This window comes from Bacillus sp. LSHTCR4 (assembly GCF_057197025.1).
The window spans coordinates 21,826-39,496 of record NZ_JBXUNO010000002.1 but is presented as its reverse complement, the minus strand read 5'-3'; the positions used below and the strand labels follow the sequence as shown (position 1 = coordinate 39,496).

Annotated in this window: 16 protein-coding genes; 2 read left to right on the top strand and 14 right to left on the bottom strand. The window is 39.4% G+C overall.

Going from position 1 to position 17,671, the window contains the following annotated elements; genetic code table 11:
* Positions 1-23: 23 nt before the first annotated feature.
* The 14 genes from AC2CGR_RS13775 to AC2CGR_RS13710 form a co-directional block, all read right to left on the bottom strand.
* Positions 24-749, bottom strand: a complete 726-nt coding sequence (locus AC2CGR_RS13775) for a GntR family transcriptional regulator (RefSeq protein ID WP_484480935.1) — start codon at positions 747-749, stop codon at positions 24-26.
* On the bottom strand, positions 749-1,765 hold the full coding sequence (locus tag AC2CGR_RS13770) for a sugar kinase (protein ID WP_484480934.1): 1,017 nt from the start codon (positions 1,763-1,765) through the stop codon (positions 749-751). Before AC2CGR_RS13770 ends, AC2CGR_RS13775 begins: the two co-directional genes overlap by 1 nt.
* Complete coding sequence (dagF, locus tag AC2CGR_RS13765) at positions 1,758-2,513, bottom strand: 2-dehydro-3-deoxy-phosphogluconate aldolase (RefSeq protein WP_000181907.1); 756 nt, start codon at positions 2,511-2,513, stop codon at positions 1,758-1,760. Before dagF ends, AC2CGR_RS13770 begins: the two co-directional genes overlap by 8 nt.
* Before the next feature lies 1 nt (position 2,514).
* Positions 2,515-3,618 (bottom strand): DgaE family pyridoxal phosphate-dependent ammonia lyase, encoded by a 1,104-nt coding sequence (locus tag AC2CGR_RS13760; protein ID WP_484480933.1) that lies wholly within the window; start codon positions 3,616-3,618, stop codon positions 2,515-2,517.
* Entirely contained in the window at positions 3,596-4,696 is a 1,101-nt protein-coding gene (locus tag AC2CGR_RS13755; protein ID WP_484480932.1) for an amidohydrolase/deacetylase family metallohydrolase, read from the bottom strand. The genes AC2CGR_RS13760 and AC2CGR_RS13755 overlap by 23 nt, the downstream gene beginning before the upstream one ends.
* Positions 4,697-5,056: 360 nt before the next feature.
* On the bottom strand, positions 5,057-5,917 hold the full coding sequence (locus AC2CGR_RS13750; protein ID WP_484480931.1) for a M15 family metallopeptidase: 861 nt from the start codon (positions 5,915-5,917) through the stop codon (positions 5,057-5,059).
* Positions 5,918-5,999: 82 nt separating this feature from the next.
* Complete coding sequence (locus AC2CGR_RS13745) at positions 6,000-7,106, bottom strand: sensor histidine kinase (protein WP_484480930.1); 1,107 nt, start codon at positions 7,104-7,106, stop codon at positions 6,000-6,002.
* The gene (locus AC2CGR_RS13740) at positions 7,099-7,797 is read right to left on the bottom strand and encodes a response regulator transcription factor (protein WP_087953105.1); all 699 of its coding nucleotides are present in this window, start codon (positions 7,795-7,797) and stop codon (positions 7,099-7,101) included. The genes AC2CGR_RS13745 and AC2CGR_RS13740 overlap by 8 nt, the downstream gene beginning before the upstream one ends.
* Positions 7,798-7,970: 173 nt before the next feature.
* A complete protein-coding gene (gene menC / locus AC2CGR_RS13735; RefSeq protein WP_484480929.1) occupies positions 7,971-9,077 on the bottom strand; it encodes an o-succinylbenzoate synthase in 1,107 nt (368 codons plus the stop codon).
* Positions 9,078-10,523, bottom strand: a complete 1,446-nt coding sequence (locus AC2CGR_RS13730) for an o-succinylbenzoate--CoA ligase (protein ID WP_484480928.1) — start codon at positions 10,521-10,523, stop codon at positions 9,078-9,080.
* A gap of 308 nt (positions 10,524-10,831) precedes the next feature.
* Positions 10,832-11,650 (bottom strand): 1,4-dihydroxy-2-naphthoyl-CoA synthase, encoded by an 819-nt coding sequence (gene menB, locus AC2CGR_RS13725; RefSeq protein WP_000963885.1) that lies wholly within the window; start codon positions 11,648-11,650, stop codon positions 10,832-10,834.
* Positions 11,651-11,719: 69 nt separating this feature from the next.
* A complete protein-coding gene (menH, locus tag AC2CGR_RS13720; protein WP_484480927.1) occupies positions 11,720-12,532 on the bottom strand; it encodes a 2-succinyl-6-hydroxy-2,4-cyclohexadiene-1-carboxylate synthase in 813 nt (270 codons plus the stop codon).
* The gene (gene menD / locus AC2CGR_RS13715; protein WP_270184699.1) at positions 12,529-14,283 is read right to left on the bottom strand and encodes a 2-succinyl-5-enolpyruvyl-6-hydroxy-3-cyclohexene-1-carboxylic-acid synthase; all 1,755 of its coding nucleotides are present in this window, start codon (positions 14,281-14,283) and stop codon (positions 12,529-12,531) included. The genes menH and menD overlap by 4 nt, the downstream gene beginning before the upstream one ends.
* Positions 14,280-15,674, bottom strand: a complete 1,395-nt coding sequence (locus tag AC2CGR_RS13710) for an isochorismate synthase (RefSeq protein WP_087966673.1) — start codon at positions 15,672-15,674, stop codon at positions 14,280-14,282. Before AC2CGR_RS13710 ends, menD begins: the two co-directional genes overlap by 4 nt.
* A 194-nt stretch (positions 15,675-15,868) precedes the next feature.
* Here AC2CGR_RS13710 and AC2CGR_RS13705 point away from each other — a divergent pair, with 194 nt between their 5' ends.
* Together AC2CGR_RS13705 and AC2CGR_RS13700 are read left to right on the top strand one after the other, a co-directional pair.
* Positions 15,869-16,822 (top strand): 1,4-dihydroxy-2-naphthoate polyprenyltransferase, encoded by a 954-nt coding sequence (locus AC2CGR_RS13705; RefSeq protein ID WP_131100952.1) that lies wholly within the window; start codon positions 15,869-15,871, stop codon positions 16,820-16,822.
* Positions 16,823-16,931: 109 nt separating this feature from the next.
* Complete coding sequence (locus AC2CGR_RS13700; protein ID WP_484480926.1) at positions 16,932-17,663, top strand: yteA family sporulation protein; 732 nt, start codon at positions 16,932-16,934, stop codon at positions 17,661-17,663.
* Positions 17,664-17,671 lie beyond the last annotated feature (8 nt).

The window sequence follows — 17,671 nt, the reverse complement described above, 5'->3', positions numbered from 1 at the left end:
AAGAGGGAAAATCCCCTCTTTTTTTATACGTCATAATTCACTACATAATGCTGCATTTCTGTATTGTAGTAGCCTTCGCTATATTCAATTACTTCGCCAACTTCATCGTAAGAATAGCGCATTCGTTTTAATAACGCTGTGCCCTCTTTTTCACCTAACGCTTCTGCAACGAAACTAGGCGTAAGTCCAACAGCGAATTCATCTCTGAAGTTTTCTAAATGAATGCCTCGGTCTTCAACTAAATCATAAAGCGATTGCAAGTCAAAGTCCGATAAATCTGAACTTGCCATTTTCGCTGAGAAATAGTGTGTATAATGAATGTACGGTGCATCATTTAACGTATATAAACGTTCAATACGAAAACTCTCTTTACCGAATAATCGAAATGGCACTGTTCCTTCTTCATTCTGAACGATTTCTGCTTTTAGCAATTTCTTCTGTACTTTATATCCTTCTTCCACTAAAACTTCAGTAAATTTCTTACCCTTTGACAACTTTGTCGCAGAAGTGTTACGGATGACTTTCGTTCCTTTACCGCTTTTCTTTTCCAAATATCCTTCTTGAGCAAGTTCTTTAATCGCATTACGCACTGTAATTTTGCTCACTTTGAACTCTTCTTCTAACTGTGGTTCGGAAGGAATATTCGTATGAATCGCATATACACCATGCAATATTCGATCACGAATAATATTTTTTATTTGTAAATATAATGGTCCTTTTTTCCTCGTTACGTTCACCGTTACACCCACTACCTTTCTACATCACCTACTGATGCCGTCATTGCCCGAAGTATATCCTTCTCTGATGACATTGGCGTATCACCGACGATTGTATGTGCAAGCATTCCAGCTGCTGACGCAAATGAAACAGCTTTCTCTGGTGCAAACTCTTCTATCTCGCCATGAATAATCCCGCTCGTATAAGCATCTCCAGCACCTATTCTATCATATACAGAAAACGTAAGTGTTTTTGCAAAAGTGAACGCACCATCTTTACATATAAATCCGCGAAGCGAGTGTGTATTATCGCTATTAATAGAGCGATGTGTACCAGCGATTGTAGCGATACTATACGTTTCAGCTACTTTTGGAATAAGATCAACAAGCTGCGCCTCTCGCTCCGTCTCTTCTGTTTTCATTCCTAGAACGAACATCGCATCTTTTTCGTTCATCATTACAATATCAGCTAGCCCTAACATTTCTTCATAATGCGGTTTCGCCTGTTCATATCCGTCTTCTCCCCAAAGTGACGGACGATAGTTACAATCAAAAACGACAGTGCCTCCGTTTTCTTTCACTGCTTTCGCTAAAGATTTCATATGATGACGCACCGTATCATTCATCGCAAGTGTAATCCCGCAAAAATGAACGATATCAATTTCCTTAGCGATTTCTTCAAATTGATACATCTCTTCACATGCCGTATTGAAACTACTTTCTAATCGATTTGAATATGTAACGCGGCTTGCACGTGCTCCAAATCCATTTTCCAAAAAGTACATGCCGACATATTTGCCGCCTCTTGAAACAAGTGAGGTTTGCACACCTAACTTTTGAATATAAGATAATGCAGCATCTCCAACCGAATTTTCCGGTAAAGTTGAAATAAGAAATCCTTCATGCCCGAGATGAGAAAGTGCTGCTGCCACGTTCACACCCGTACCAGAAAAGGAATAATTTAATGTGTTAGCTTGCGATAACAATTCATATCCTGGTACTTGCAGGCGCATCATTACTTCGCCGAACGCTGCAATTTTCTTACGCATATTGGTCAACTAACTTCTTCACGACTGCTAATAATTCACGAACATCTTCTACTTTCGTATTACCAGTTTCTTTATCAATAATAGAAGAGTACACGTGCGGAATCACTTGTTCTACGTTTGCCTCTAGCGCAATACGTACAATTGTTTCAAAGTTTTCTTTATCGATTCCGCCCGTTGGCTCTAATGCGAATCCTTCTTCTGCACAAGCTTTCGCAACTGCGCGATATTCTTCTTCATGAGCTAGCCCTTTCATTGGGAAGTATTTCAATGAATTTCCACCCATATCACGTACAAGTGCGATCGCTGTTTTAATTGGAACGATTGCTTTTTCTTCTCCAGCTGCACTAATTGGACCAGTAGAAATATTTACGTACCCTACTTTTCCTGTTGGCGATACTAAACTATTAATCCAGCTATCTTTTTCACCAAGATTTGCACGTGTCGCTCCAACTGAAGGGAACACTTGGTTAATATGGCTACCAGGATAATGCTTCGCAATTTCAGCTACAACTGCAGCTTGACGATTATCTCCTGCTCCTAGTCCGATTGATACAGCGTCATCAATTTCTTTTCCGTATGCTTTCATCGCTGTAACTGCTTCTTCTACAGTTGGATAATCTTTTGATAACACACCGACTACTACATAACCTTCTGCTGCTTCAAAAATATCTTTTGCATTTTCGATATTGTTCGCTAATACATTTAATGCTACGCGGCCTTTATAAAAACGTTTTTGAATGTTTGTCATTTTAGTTTCCCCCTACAATTTCTCTCAATTTTTCTTCAATCACATGTATATCATCACCTTGGAGTGGACGTGGATCAATATCAAAGAATCCTTGTCTTACTCCGTAATCACGTGTGTAGATTGCGATTTCCCCTTCCCGTAATGCTGTCACAACGTCTTTTGCTGATTTATTTAATTCTTTTTCATTAATATGAATACGTGCTCTAAAGATTGCTCTTCCTGCTTCATCTTGAACGATCGTTACATTGACGCCGTTTAATTCTTTTAGCGGCATAAGTACTTGTAACAACTCTTTTTCTTGCTCGCTCTTATCTTCTTTTACTCCGTACTCATCAAGCGCTTGTAGTAAACCGAAAGTCGTCTCTTTCCCAACTTTCATACTTCTTCCGATGCAATGTAATTGTACTTTCAGCCATTCAATATATTTTCGTTTCCCGCCAACAATACCAGAAGTTGGTCCTTCAATTGCCTTTGAACCGCTATAAATGGCAAGGTCTGAATACTTCACATATTTTTGAATATCTTCTTCAGCTGCCGCATCGACGATAAGCGGGATGTTATTTCGCTGCGCAACTTCCCATGCTTCTTCAACAGAAATCATATTTTTTTGCACGGCATGATGGGATTTCACATATAGAATCGCTGCTGTATTTTCACCAATTGCATCTTCAATATGCTCTGCTTTCCCTTCATTGGCATAACCAACTTCTACAAGTTTTCCTCCGCCTAAATAAATCATCGTTTCAACAGGAGCACCGTATTGCACGTTATGACCTTTTAACATAATTACTTCGTTTTTCGCGATGACCTCTTGATGAAGTCTTTCACTTTTACGGCGATTTCCTTCTGTAACGATACCAGCGATAGAAAGCGCAATTCCGCTCGATGCTGAGTTCACAACGACCGCTGCCTCTGAATCTAGAATTCTCGCAATATGGTCTCCCGCTTTATCTACTAAATCAGTAATTTCTACATAATTTTGTCCACCATGTTTCATCGCATCCATAACTGTATCTGTCGGAGCGGATACACCTAAAATACTCATTCTACCGCTCGCATTAATTACTCTCTTTAATCCGTACTTAGCATTCAATGAATGACCCATTGATTACAACCCCTTTCGTATCAATTCTTCTTTCAGCAATGTGCTGATCCCCTTCTGAATCAATTAACGTAATCTTCTCATCTTTCACCGTAAATAAAGTTAAGTTTGCAATATCGCCTTCTTGAATACGACCAAGCTCTGGTTTCTTCAGCCACTCTGCCGCATTTTTCGTAACCGCATCAATCACTTCTTCTAGCGGATAACCTAAGTAAAGGAATTTCGAAAGAACGTGGGCCATACTATACACTGGACCATGCACGCGATTCTTCCGGTAAATATCTGTACTAATTGTATTAAAAGCAATATCGTGACACTTTGCTGCCTCTGCTACTTTAAAAGAAAAACTAGCATTACCATGCCCAACATCTAAATGCACACCGCGATTCACTGCATCTAGTAACAAAGGTAGCGGTTTGCCTTCTTCATCAAATAAATTATTTTCTTTCCCGTTTAAGTAATGTGTAATGACATCATCTTTTTCTAAAAGAGGTACAACTTCCTCAATGTGAGGGGGCGCTGAACCGATATGTACCATAATTGGTAATGATGTTTCACGGGATAAATCACGCGCTATATGAAGTGGCTCAATTCCACTATCACAAACGATACTTTTACTCATTCTCGCCTTTAACCCAACGATTACATCTTTATACTTTTCTACTGCTTCTATTACTTTCTCCTTATCGATCCACTCCATATTGGATAATTCATCAATTCGTTTCAAACCGATGCGAGAAATATTTAAAAAGGCAAATAAATTCGTTTTTGCCTGCTCTCTACTTTTTACTAAATCTTCAATGCGATCAGCTCCGCAGCTACCCGCATCAACAATTGTCGTTACCCCTTGCTTAACGCCAATTTCGTCCACCTCATCGCCATACGGATCGAACTCCGGAAAAGCATGAACGTGCAAATCAATCCAGCCACTCGATACGTAAGTACCAGAGTAATCAAGAACCTTTCCACCCTCACCAGCACCAGCTTTCGTCACCTGTGCGATTTTATTATTTTCAATTACAATGTCAATCTCTTCCCCGTTCACACGTTTCACATTACGTAGTACGAATCGTTCTGTCATTGTATTTCCACCCTTTTCTATAAGAAGCCATAAGAATACGCTTACATTAAAGTTTCATTTTATATGTTTTTCACACGTTTAGCGTAACACAAAAAAAGGGAGAAGTAAATATAACGTTATAATGTTTAAGAGTAAAATAAAAGATACTCCTCAAAAGGCTGATAGTACAGGAAATTATATCAACGATTTTTCGAATATATCTATCGTAACTTGCAATATATCAACGATTTTTCAATTATATCTACCGTAACTCACAATATATCAACGATTCGACAAGGAATATCGATTTACCGACAAAAAACATCAATCCCTTTCTTATATATACGAAAAGGTTGCTCCAAACCGGAACAACCTCTTTATTTATTCCTGTACCGTCACAATAACCCCATCCATATTATTCCCCGAAATTTCATACTGCTTATTTACCGGAACATTCACTTTCCTATTCCCAGAAACTTTATAATAAGAAACCGTATATTTCGTACCTTCCACATCAGTTGTGATTTCTTTTTGCTCTTTTAGGAAGTCTAAGTATTCCTCTAATGTAATTTTCTTTTTTTGCATAATCGCACTATGAGGTAGGCCGACATAACGGATATGCCATGGCTCATATTGAATGCCTGTAATGTTACTTTTATTTTTCGGATAACGTAAAACAAATCCGTGCTTCCATACATTCTCTTCAATCCATTTTCCTTCAGGCGCTTTTTCCATTTTCTTTTGCGTCGATCCAACGTCTAGTGATAACCCTAAATTATGCTCACTGTATCCTGCTGGGAGTGCATAATCCGATCCCATGTCTTTATATAATTTACTTTGCTCTTTAAAATCTCTATACCCGCTATTCATTAAGAAATGTTGTACGCCATCTTTTCCAGCCGCATCGACAACGTTCAAAAACTTTTTTACAACATCCTTTGATAAACGAAGATTTCTATCAAATATTACGTAACCTCTTACTAATTCACTGCTATGATTTACATTTATAATGTCAGACCTAATACTATCTTTTTTTACTGGGTAATCTTTGTTAACTAATAATAGATCCCCTTTATAAATGTCTTCTTTTGTAACCTCTACCTTTTTCATATTTTCATTCTTTACTGCACTATTTTCCCCGCCGATTTTCACATCAATTTCTTTTTGAAATAACGGTGATATATAAACGCCTACACAGATTGTGCATGCAATAAAAAAAGAAATAAATACCCACTTTTTCATTTCTAGTTCCTCCTTAACGTAACTTACGTCTAGAATAGAAAAAACTATTAAAATAAAAAGTGGGATAAAGTTTAAATTTTTATTAAATTGTTACGTTCTCGTCTTTTGGCAATCGCACTTCAAATATTGTTCTAACTACATTACTTTCAGCAGAAATCGTACCGTTATGCTGCTCGATAATATTTTTCGCAATAAATAGCCCAAGGCCTGTCCCGCCACGGTTCTCCGTTCTCGATTTATCACCTGTATAAAACATATCAAAAAGATACGGTAAATCTTCTTCTGGAATGCTATCTCCATAATTTATAACTTGTACGACAACTTCTTCATTATCGATATACCCATTCAGATCAACAAATTGCCCATCATATCCGTATCGAACGGCATTTGTTAACAAGTTTTCAAATACTCTAGCTAACAATTTTCCATCACCGTTAATCGGCAAATGCGGATCAATATTCAATCTAGCTTCTAAATGATGTTTCTCTAACAGCGGATATAATTCCTCATCTAGCTGTATAAGTAGCTCACTTATATCAATAGGCTTTTTATTTAGTTGTAACATGCCATAATTCATACGTGTAATTTCAAATAACTCATCAATTAAACTTTCAAGCCTTTGCGATTTCGTATATGCAATTGTGGAGAAATGTTTAATTTGTTCTTTTGTTAAATTCTCCTCTTTAAGAATTAAATCTAAATACCCTAACACGGATGTTAATGGAGTTCTTAAATCATGAGCTAAGTTTACAACGAGCTGATCTTTACTACTTTCTGCAAAGTCTCCTCTTTCAACAGCTTCTTTTAACTTTTCACTCGCAACATTTATTTCACGCGCGATATTTCCAAACTCATCATTTGATGAAACGCGCACTTCATTTGTAAAATCTCCGTTCGCCAAATGATGAATTCCGTTTGAAATCTCATCAAAATATTTTAAATACGGCCTAGTAAGGAAGAAGAAAAACATAATGGACAGAGGGATGAAAATAATTAAAAAGAAATTAACATCCCCAATTTGTCTTATCATGAAACGCACTTCGGCTAAACGATCCTCATAAAGAACTTCTGATTTGTAATAAATCCGTAATCCTTCATAAATGATATACGTTACGCCACCAGCTAATATCATACTTAACGCAAATAGCATAACCATCTTTGAGCGAAAACTTCTCATCTTTTTACCCATTGAAAGTATACCCTACCCCCCACACTGTTTTTATTAACTTATCTTTTCTTTTATCTTCTCCAAGTTTTTTCCGCAATGTACGAATATGTACCATAACTGTATTTCCACTTTCGTAATACCCTTCACCCCATACTTGCTGAAAAATATTTTCCACATTGTATACTTTCTTCGGGTGACTCGCTAATAAATATAAAATATCAAACTCTTTTGGCGTTAATTCAATTTTCTCATCGTACACATCTACCGTTCGGCGCTCAGGATCAATCACAACTCCGCCTATCGCTAAAGCAGATTTATTCTCCGCTACTTTCGGCTGATTTAACGTAAGAAACCTACGTAATTGTGCATTTACACGTGCAACTAATTCAATCGGTGTAAAAGGTTTCGTCATATAATCATCTGCACCTAATACAAGACCTGTCACCTTATCAAAATCAGACGTTTTCGCACTTAAGAAAATGATTGGCATATGGTGCTTCGCGCGAATTTGACGCGTCACTTCATACCCATCCATTTTCGGCATCATAATATCTAAAACCACTAGATCGATTGGCTGCGTTTCAATAATATGAACGGCCTCTTCCCCGTTCGCTGCCTTCACAACATGGTACCCTTCTTTTTCTAAATGTATCTCAATTAAATCAGCAATTTCTGCCTCATCATCCGCTATTAAAATGGAAATGCGCTTCATTTTACTCCCCCTTTTATACGCTCGATTGTAAACTAGTCTATCCAATTTGTACAATACGAAAAGGTTACCCGTTAGAGTAACCTTTGTAAATAAAATTATATCAGCGATTATTGAAATATATCGACTTACCAACAATTAACGACAAAATTCTCTCGCTATTTTAAAGACCCCACTTACCGCTCAAAAGCAATCCGCTGCTTCGTAATTTCCACCAGCCTTCCGCAATCTACTTCATACTCAGTATCAACGCTTTGCGGCACCATCACTTTCCCGCGCTCAAGCGTCACTGCCGGTGAAATAATATCCTTCTCCCAATGTCTACTAGAAGCGGATATATCTCCTGGAATCGTAAAGTTAGGCAATGAGGCGAGGGCAACATTTTGCGCTCGTGAAATCCCCATCTCTACCATACCGCCGCACCAAACTGGTATGTTATGCTCCATACAATAATTATGGATTTGGATTGATTCTGTTAATCCGCCCACTCGCCCTGGTTTAATGTTAACGATTTGGCAGCTGCCAAGCGTAATCGCAACGCGTGCATCTTCTAAACTATGGATACTTTCGTCCAAACAAATTGGTGTTTCTATTTTCTTTTGCAACTGTGCATGATCAAGAAAATCGTAATCCGCTAGCGGTTGCTCAATCATCATTAATTGGAATTCATCTAGTCGTTTCAGACTCTCTGTATCCGCTAATGTATACGCTGAATTTGCATCAGCCATTAACGGGATATGTGGAAACTCTTTACGAATTTCTTTCAATAACTCATAATCATGCTCTGGCTTTATTTTCACTTTAAAACGCTCGTATCCTTCTTCCGCGTACTTCTCGATTTGTTTTAACATAACTGGAATCGTATTAAGCCCAATTACAACACCGACTTCAATTTCAGCCTTCGTTCCCCCAAGCAATGTCGCTAGCGATTTCTTTTGACGCTTCGCATATAAATCCCAAACAGCCCCTTCAATTCCCGCCTTTGCCATTCGGTTTCTTTTTATATGCTGGAACAAGCTCGGTACCTCATTCGGATGAGAAATTTCAGCCTTTAATAAATCAGGTAATAAAAAGTCTTGCAGTACATGCAGCGCCGTCTTCACTGTTTCTTCCGTATACCACGGTTCAGAAAATGCAACGACTTCGCCAAACCCAATGTACCCGTCCTCATCTTCTAATTCAATGACGATACTCTCACGTTTTTCATAAGTCCCGTAGCTCGCAGCAAACGGGATGACGAGTGGCATTTCCGTTATATGAAGTGTCGCTTTTTTAATTTCCACTTACATCTCCTCCACTAATTGTCTTAACTCTCGTCTTAACAATTTTTTCGAAGCATTTCGTGGTAATTCCTCTAAGAAACAAGCTTTTTTCGGCACTTTATATTTCGCTAATTTCTCCTCGCAAAAATGAAGAATTTCTTCTTCTGTTATCTCTCCACTTTTTACAACAAAAGCAGCGGGTACTTGTCCCCATTTATCATCAGTCATACCGACAACACCAGCTTCCGCTACCGCCGGATGAGAAAGCAACACTTCTTCAATTTGAGCCGGATATATATTCTCTCCGCCAGAAATAATTAAATCACTGCGGCGATCTAATACGTATAAAAATCCTTCTTCATCTAAATAACCGAGGTCGCCAGTATGAAGCCATCCGTTTTGAATTGTCTCACGCGTCGCATCTTCACGGTTAAAGTAACCGCCTGTTACGTTTGGTCCTTTTACTACGATCTCACCTTCCGCAAATGGCGGTACTACGACGCCATCTTTTTCAATACGAAGTTGGCACTGAAATAGTGGCTTTCCGGCTGATCCTACTTTCGTTAACATGTAATCTGCGGACAACGTACAAATTTGCGAAGACGTTTCTGTCATACCGTACGTTTGATATACAGGAATCCCTTTATCTACACACGTTTCTAATAACGGTTTCGGCGCTGGTCCTCCGCCAAGTAACATGCATCGTAAAGAAGGTGGATATGTCTCTCCTCCAAGTCTCTCTAATAAATCAGTTAACATTTTTGATACGACAGAAATAATCGTAACGCCTCTCGTTTGAAGTGCTTTATGAATAAAATCCGCATCATATTTCGGAGCGAGTAAAATGCGCATACCGTACATAATATTTTTCATTAAAAGAGATAGCCCACCAACGTGGAACATCGGCATACAAGCTAACCAGCAATCATCATCACGAAGGCCTAAATTAAGCGAAGAGCCAACCGCGCTTGCCCAGTGATTTCCGTACGTTAAAATAACGCCTTTCGGTTTCCCTGTCGTCCCGGACGTATAAATAATTGTCATCGCTTCTTCTAAAGAGAATTCTTCCTGTATAGATGCTTCCGCCTTCGATCCATTCATCACTTCAGCGAATGAATATACAGGAACATCTGTAGCATCAAATTCTTGATCCGTCACTAAACAACCAACTTCAGCATCATCCATTTGCCAAAGTAGCTCTTCTCTTGAAAGACGCGTATTTAAAAGCACAGCTACTGCCCCTATATAAGATAGGGCGTGAATAACTGTAATCATCTCCATACCATTTTTCATCAGAACAGCCACCTTTTGCCCTCGCTTCACTCCAACATGCGTGAGGTGTTCACAAACAGATACTACTTTTTCATGCAGCTGCATAAAAGTAACTTTCTCTTCCTCTATTTCAATTGCAGTTCGATCTGGTGTTAGAAACGCACGTTGCATTAACCAATTTGGCATAGTTTCCATCATACATTCTCCTTTCATGAAAGAAAGAGACTTGATATGACATCAAGTCTCTTAGTTGTTTTGTTTCCATCCAGCTACAGCGGCTAGAACAGTCGGTCGTTTCACGCCTTCCTACGAGGCAAAAATCGCCTCTACGTCAGGAGTTCCAACGCCCTCTTGTTCTAAGCAAGCCGCTTCCGCTTTTGATCTCATCTAGCTGCGCCTCCTAGCCCCTTCCGTCTAAGAACCTTCCGCACGAGAAAGTAAAAAACACTTTCTGTGCGAAAGAACCTTAGCCTACGAGGCTAAACAGTCGGCTCCGCTTTTGATCAAGGGAAACGAGGGAATTGACCGAAGTCCGGACTGCGTTTTTCTTTGAATGCGTCGCGACCTTCTTTCGCTTCGTCAGTTGTGTAGTACAATAACGTTGCATCTCCAGCTAGTTGTTGAATACCAGCTAGACCGTCTGTGTCTGCGTTGAATGCAGCTTTTAGGAAACGAAGTGCCATTGGGCTGTTTGCTAAGATTTCTTGTGCCCATTGTACTGTTTCTGCTTCAAGTTCTTCTAATGGTACTACTGTGTTTACTAAGCCCATATCAAGCGCTTCTTGTGCACTATATTGACGGCATAGGTACCAAATTTCGCGAGCTTTCTTGTGGCCTACCATACGAGCTAAATAACCAGCTCCGTATCCACCGTCAAAGCTTCCTACTTTAGGACCTGTTTGTCCGAATACAGCATTGTCTGCAGCGATTGTTAAGTCACATACGATATGAAGTACGTGTCCTCCACCGATTGCATAACCTGCTACCATTGCGATAACTGGTTTAGGAATTGCGCGAATTAGACGTTGTAAGTCTAATACGTTTAGACGTGGAATTTGGTCGTCACCTACATATCCACCATGACCGCGAACTTTTTGGTCGCCGCCAGAACAGAATGCACGTCCACCTTCACCTGTTAAAATGATAACGCCAACATTTGCATCATCACGAGCTTGTGCAAAAGCGTCGATTAACTCCATTACCGTTTTAGGACGGAATGCGTTATGTACTTCAGGGCGGTTAATCGAAATCTTTGCGATACCATTGTATGTTGAATAAATAATATCTTCGTAATTGCCTTCTTTTACCCATTCAATAGCCATTACAACTACCTCCTTGTATATTTCTGATCTCCTCTATAAGTGTAACTTCATTCTTAACTGAAAAAAGCATCACTGCATAGTTTTTAGAAATCCCTTTACTATTGTATCAAACTTTTCCGGTTGTTCCACATGAATTGCATGGCCAGCACCATCAATTTTGACAAATTTCGCGTCAGAGACGCATTTTTCGATATTTTTTAATATGCGAAAGAACTTTTCATCATACTCTCCGTTCATTAAAAGAACAGGCATCTTTAAGTTTTTCAGCTCATTCCACCATGAAGGCTGAGCCCCTGTTCCCATGCCGCGCAAGCTATTTGCGAGCCCTTTTGGATTGTTAGCAATTCGCTCTTTTCGCACTGCTTCTTGTACGTTTTGTGCTAAACGTTTTTGCGTTTCAAACAGCGGAATACTTTCCCACATCGTTACAAAGCTTTCGATGCCTTCTCGCTCGATTTTATCGGCAAGTCGCTCATCTTTTTCACGACGTTCTTTTCGCTCATCTTCCCTTTCAAGCCCAGCTGTACAATTTTCTAATAAAAGAGAACGTACATATTCTGGATATAGACATGCCATCGTAATCGCCAGTCTACCGCCCATTGAATAGCCAAGTATGTGCGCCTTTTCAATATGAAGATAATCTAGTAGTTCTTTTATTTGCAATGCCGCATTTCGAATATCATAATGCGTCACATCCTCAGGGCTTTCCGTTTTTCCGTGCCCAACAATGTCTACTAAAATAACTTGAAATTGCTCGCTCCAAGAAGGAACAAATGAACGCCACGTTTCCATGCTTCCCGTAAAACCATGAAGAAGTAGAAGTGGTTCCCCGCTTCCGACTACTTCATATTCATACAATACACCTTGTAGCGTTACGTTCATTTTGATTCACCTTGCAATGATGTAGTAATTACGTCCTGTGTTTTTGCCCATAACGTACGGTGCAACGTTAAGTTTTCATCACGGTTCGTACAAATTTCCACAACGTGTAAACCTTTTGTCGTTGCTCCCTTTTGTACTTCTTCCCGGAATTGCTCCCAACCATTTACACGGCTAAATGAACCACCGTACATTGTAACAACATGCTCATAATCAAGCCCAATTGGAGTTCCAAATAATGATTCGAAGTGTTCCTTTTTCTCATACTGTGGTAAGAATGAGAAAATACCACCACCGTCATTATTTACAACGACAATCGTTATATTTAATTCATGTAATTTTGCGGCTAATAATCCGTTTAAATCGTGATAAAATGATAAATCACCGATTACTAATACGAGCGGATCGCAAATCATGCTCGCTCCTAAAGCTGTCGAAATGATTCCATCAATCCCATTTACACCGCGGTTAGCCATCACTTGAATATTTTTATCCGATGTGAAGAAGAATGAATCCGTATCACGAATTGGCATACTATTACTCGCAAATAACGTTGCCCCTTCTGGTAATACGCGGACAATATCCGTAATGACTCTTCCTTCAAACGCAGTATCATATGTTTCCATTTCACGAAGCGTTTCCTTCGTTTTTTCGTTTATATGTTGCCACATTTGAGACCAATCATTCTTTTTCATAACTGGCATTTTTTCTATTAATGCACTGCAAAATGTAATATCATTTGCCTGTACAACTTCTGTTGCAACGAGAGCTGGATCTCTCCATTGTCCCGATTCGTCAACAACGATATGAACAGCTTTCGTCTGTTTTTTAATGAACTGCGTTAAAGCTTTCGAAACAGGCATACCACCAAAGCGAATTAAAACGTCTGGTTTCCACGTTTCCTTTAACAGCTCATTGCGTAAAAATGTATCGTAACAGTCGATTACCATCGTTTTATCATGGTGTCCGCTACGAATGTTAGAAAGTGGATCCGCTAATATTGGGTATCCCGTTTTTTCAGCTAGTTGCGTTGCAAATGTTGCGATTTCTGAATGACTATCATCTCCACAAATAATAAGCCCCTTTTCTATATGTGAAAGGCGCCCTACAAGAGAGTCTACATATTCACTCGGCATCACCGCATTCCCTTGCTGAACTACTCCTGTATATTCCCCGCGTCCTTTATCCCATAAACTTTCTAATGAGAAGTCCGGGATAAGCGGTTCGCGAACTGGAAAATTAAGATGAACAGGTCCTTGCGGTGCTAAAAGCGCGCTTGCTATCATGCGCTGCGTTGTCATGCGAGCATAGTGGTACATCGCTTCACTCGCTTCTGGAAGTGCCATCTCTGTAAATTGCTTCACAAACGTACCGTATAAATTAAATTGATTCATCGCTTGTGGTGCACCGACATCTCTTAATTCATGCGGTCTATCTGCCGTTAAGACGATAAGCGGCACTCGTGAATGAAAAGCTTCACATACAGCTGGATAATAGTTCGCTGCTGCCGTTCCTGACGTACATAATAATGCAACCGGACGTTTTTTCGCTTTTGCGATACCGAGCGCAAAAAATCCTGCAGATCTTTCATCTACATGTAAATATGTGTTCATTCCTTCATGTTGTTCCATTAGTAGAGCAATCGGCGTTGACCGTGAGCCTGGACTAATGACAACATCACATACATTTAGACGCGTCAGTTCATCCACGAACGCGCCTAAATAATATGATAATGCTTCTATATGATTGTTCATTTCATTAATTCCTCCAAAGCACCAAGCATCGGTCTAAACTTCAAACTTGTTTCTTCATATTCAAGTTGTGGTACTGAATCAATTACAATCCCGCAACCGGCGAATAAGGATGCTTTCTCGCCATTTAATAATCCGCAGCGAAGTGCAACCGCAAATTCACCATTTCCTTCATCATCTATCCAGCCAATCGGTGCACCATATAATCCTCTGTCTAACAATTCAACATCACGAATCAGTTTCATCGCTTCCAAACGAGGTGTCCCGCCAAGAGCTGGTGTTGGATGTAATTCTTCTACCATCGTTAAAAGACTCGCAGTGCCTTTTGCCTCTACAGGCGTATATAAATGAATTAAGTTTTTCGTTGTTAATAGACCTGGACTTTCTGGAATATTAACGTATTCGCAGTGCTCATTTAATACCGACCTGATCATGTTCACAACATAACCGTGTTCAGCTAAATTCTTTTCATCATGAAGAAGCGCATTACTGTTTCGCTTACTTTCTTCTATAGATTGACCATGACCAGTTGAACCAGCAAGACACATTGAAGTAAACTTCTCATCTTCTTTGCGAATTAATCTCTCTGGCGTCGCTCCTAAGAAGCATGCTCCTTTATAATCAAAAGAAAATACGTAACAATCTGGTTGCCCAATGCGAAGTGCTTCTAAAACAAGCGCAGAATCAATATGATGATCCATCTCTACTTTTAGCTCCCTCGCTAATACAACCTTCTGCACGTTCCCCTGCTTCATCTCATCTTGCACTTTCTCAATGGCCTTCATCCAGCCTTTCGGATCTACTTCTACTTTAGAAGTAACTGTTAATTTCGATCCTTGTAGTGCACATTTACTCTCCTCAAAAATTTTCTCTTCTAGAGAAACAATTTCGTTATAAAGAGTTTCTGCGCAATCTGTTGCTGAAACGAATGTATTCATTGTTAACCATGCTTTTTCATTTTTTACAGTTAATAAAAATGCTGGTAGTGAAAATGTCGTATCATCAAATTCTTTCCATAAATCTGTTTTCTCTTTTTCTTGGTCAAATGAAAATCCACCAAATAAAAGAGGACCTGTTCCAAATTCGTATCTTTCTCTTTGTACATATGCTTTCTCTTTTACTTTATCCCACTCGTCACGAGCCGTTTGAAAGCGTTTGTGAGAAGCAGTTGCTATAGTGAAAACAGAGCCAATTCCAGCAAATATTACATGCTGAGCTGGGTCTGCAAAATAACATCTATTTTCGAATGCAATCCTTTTTCCTGCCGCATAAAACAGAAGCGGATCCATCCAGTCTATTTGTTTTACGAAGCTAACCAATATTTTTTCATCAGTTGCACGCTTAATGGCCGCACTAAGAACTTCTTGCAAGCCTATTTGTTTCGTTTGAATCACAATTGTCTCCCCCCTATGGGCGAAAAATAGTCATAATTACGCTTGATTTTAAGATACACCTCAAACGAAAGGCCTGTCAACGTTTAGCATTTCTGAGAAATTCACCTTCTCTTCCTAGAAAATAAACGTTGACACTAAATGATGCTTTTTCTACACTTAGTTGTGTACAATATGTGACCAAAGGAGGATTCAACATGGAAATGAACGTCGACACGAATTCCTCTCCTACGGCGCCAAAGCCAAGTAAGCAAACTGGCTGGCGCATTTGGTGGAGTTTATTACGTCCCCATACACTAACAGCAGCTTTCGTTCCTGTTTTCATCGGAACAGCCTATGCAATGCAGGTCGGAGGTATAAATCAAATACATCCCCCTCTTTTCCTTATAATGCTTCTTGCTTGTCTTCTCATTCAGGCAGCAACAAACATGTTTAATGAATACTTTGATTATAAAAGAGGACTCGATCACGAAGGTTCAGTTGGTATCGGCGGCGCTATCGTTCGCGATGGCATTCAGCCAAAAACAGTGCTTAACTTAGCATTTGGATTTTTCGGCATCGCAATACTATTAGGTGTGTATATTTGCATGAATTCTAGCTGGTGGCTTGCGGCAATCGGTCTTGTTTGTATGGCCGTTGCTTACCTTTATACAGGCGGCCCACTTCCAATTGCCTATACACCATTTGGAGAGTTAACAGCCGGATTATTTATGGGTGTCATTATTATCGGGATTTCATTCTTTATTCAAACTGGAACTGTAACATCAGAAGTCATTTTACTATCTATTCCAAGCTCCATTTTAATTGGTGCCATTTTACTAGCTAATAACATCCGTGACTTAGATGGCGATAAAGAAAACGGTCGTAAAACGTTAGCAATTCTCGTTGGGCGTGAAAGAGCCGTTGGTGTACTTGCTTCTATGTTCATCGTTTCCTACATTTGGACAATTGCTTTAATTATCGTGGGCATCGTATCACCATGGATGCTGATCGTATTTTTAAGTGCACCGAAAGCATTTAAAGCGACGAAAGGTTTTATCGGCAAAAGCATTCCAATGGAAATGGTACCTGCGATGATTTCAACAGCAAAAACAAATACAATCTTCGGTCTCCTCATGGGAATCGGATTATTACTTGGATATTTCCTTTAAAAGGAGCTGCTAATGCGGCTCCTTTTTCATATACCAATTTCAGCTCATAATTCCTACTCGCAACGCTCATACTATGTAAAGAAACTGAATTGTAGGAAGGTGGACGACTATGTTAACTCCACAACAAATAAATCAATTTAAATCCGTTTTAGAAAAACAAAAACAAGAACTAGAGCAAACGATACAAACACACGAAAATGAAGATCGTGCATCTGAGCGTGAGTCTGTTGGAGAATTATCTAGCTATGATAACCATCCAGCTGATATGGCAACAGAGCTATATGAACGGGAAAAAGACTTCGGGCTTATTGAACTTTGGCATAAACAGCTAGAGGATACGAAACATGCCTTGCAAAAAATAGAAGCGGGTACGTACGGCATTTGTGAAGTGTCTGGTGAAGAAATTCCATTTGAAAGATTAGAAGCAATGCCGACTGCTACAACATGCATCCAGCACGCGACAAATAAGTTAAATATGAATACACGACCAGTTGAAGAAGAAGTGTTGTCTCCTTCTTTCCACAAACATGATAAAGATCGTTCTGTTGAATATGATGCAGAAGATGCATGGCAAGATGTTGCTAATTACGGAACATCTGAAACACCGTCTGATTTAGAACGACAAGATTCGAAAAACTATAATGGTATGTACGTAAATAGTGAAGAAAACGTAGGCTACGTAGAGGATTTCGAAAACTTTATCGGTACAGATATGTATGGAAAAAATCCGCAAGTTTTCGCTACGGAAGAACATGAAGAATATGAGCAAATGCTTGATGACTTTGAAGAGCGTACCTTTAAGGGCGAATTATCTTCAAATGAGTCGAGTTCCAAAGAATAAAAAAAAGC

Excerpts from the sequence above, each read along its gene's own strand:
- AC2CGR_RS13755 (WP_484480932.1), bottom strand. The coding sequence starts at position 4,696 with ATGACAGAACGATTCGTACTACGTAATGTGAAACGTGTGAACGGGGAA.
- menD (WP_270184699.1), bottom strand. The coding sequence starts at position 14,283 with ATGAACAATCATATAGAAGCATTATCATATTATTTAGGCGCGTTCGTG.
- AC2CGR_RS13760 (WP_484480933.1), bottom strand. The coding sequence starts at position 3,618 with ATGGGTCATTCATTGAATGCTAAGTACGGATTAAAGAGAGTAATTAAT.
- menH (WP_484480927.1), bottom strand. The coding sequence starts at position 12,532 with ATGAACGTAACGCTACAAGGTGTATTGTATGAATATGAAGTAGTCGGA.
- AC2CGR_RS13770 (WP_484480934.1), bottom strand. The coding sequence starts at position 1,765 with ATGCGTAAGAAAATTGCAGCGTTCGGCGAAGTAATGATGCGCCTGCAA.
- AC2CGR_RS13705 (WP_131100952.1), top strand. The coding sequence starts at position 15,869 with ATGGAAATGAACGTCGACACGAATTCCTCTCCTACGGCGCCAAAGCCA.
- AC2CGR_RS13750 (WP_484480931.1), bottom strand. The coding sequence starts at position 5,917 with ATGAAAAAGTGGGTATTTATTTCTTTTTTTATTGCATGCACAATCTGT.
- menB (WP_000963885.1), bottom strand. The coding sequence starts at position 11,650 with ATGGCTATTGAATGGGTAAAAGAAGGCAATTACGAAGATATTATTTAT.
- dagF (WP_000181907.1), bottom strand. The coding sequence starts at position 2,513 with ATGACAAACATTCAAAAACGTTTTTATAAAGGCCGCGTAGCATTAAAT.
- AC2CGR_RS13730 (WP_484480928.1), bottom strand. The coding sequence starts at position 10,523 with ATGGAAACTATGCCAAATTGGTTAATGCAACGTGCGTTTCTAACACCA.
- AC2CGR_RS13740 (WP_087953105.1), bottom strand. The coding sequence starts at position 7,797 with ATGAAGCGCATTTCCATTTTAATAGCGGATGATGAGGCAGAAATTGCT.
- AC2CGR_RS13745 (WP_484480930.1), bottom strand. The coding sequence starts at position 7,106 with ATGGGTAAAAAGATGAGAAGTTTTCGCTCAAAGATGGTTATGCTATTT.
- AC2CGR_RS13700 (WP_484480926.1), top strand. The coding sequence starts at position 16,932 with ATGTTAACTCCACAACAAATAAATCAATTTAAATCCGTTTTAGAAAAA.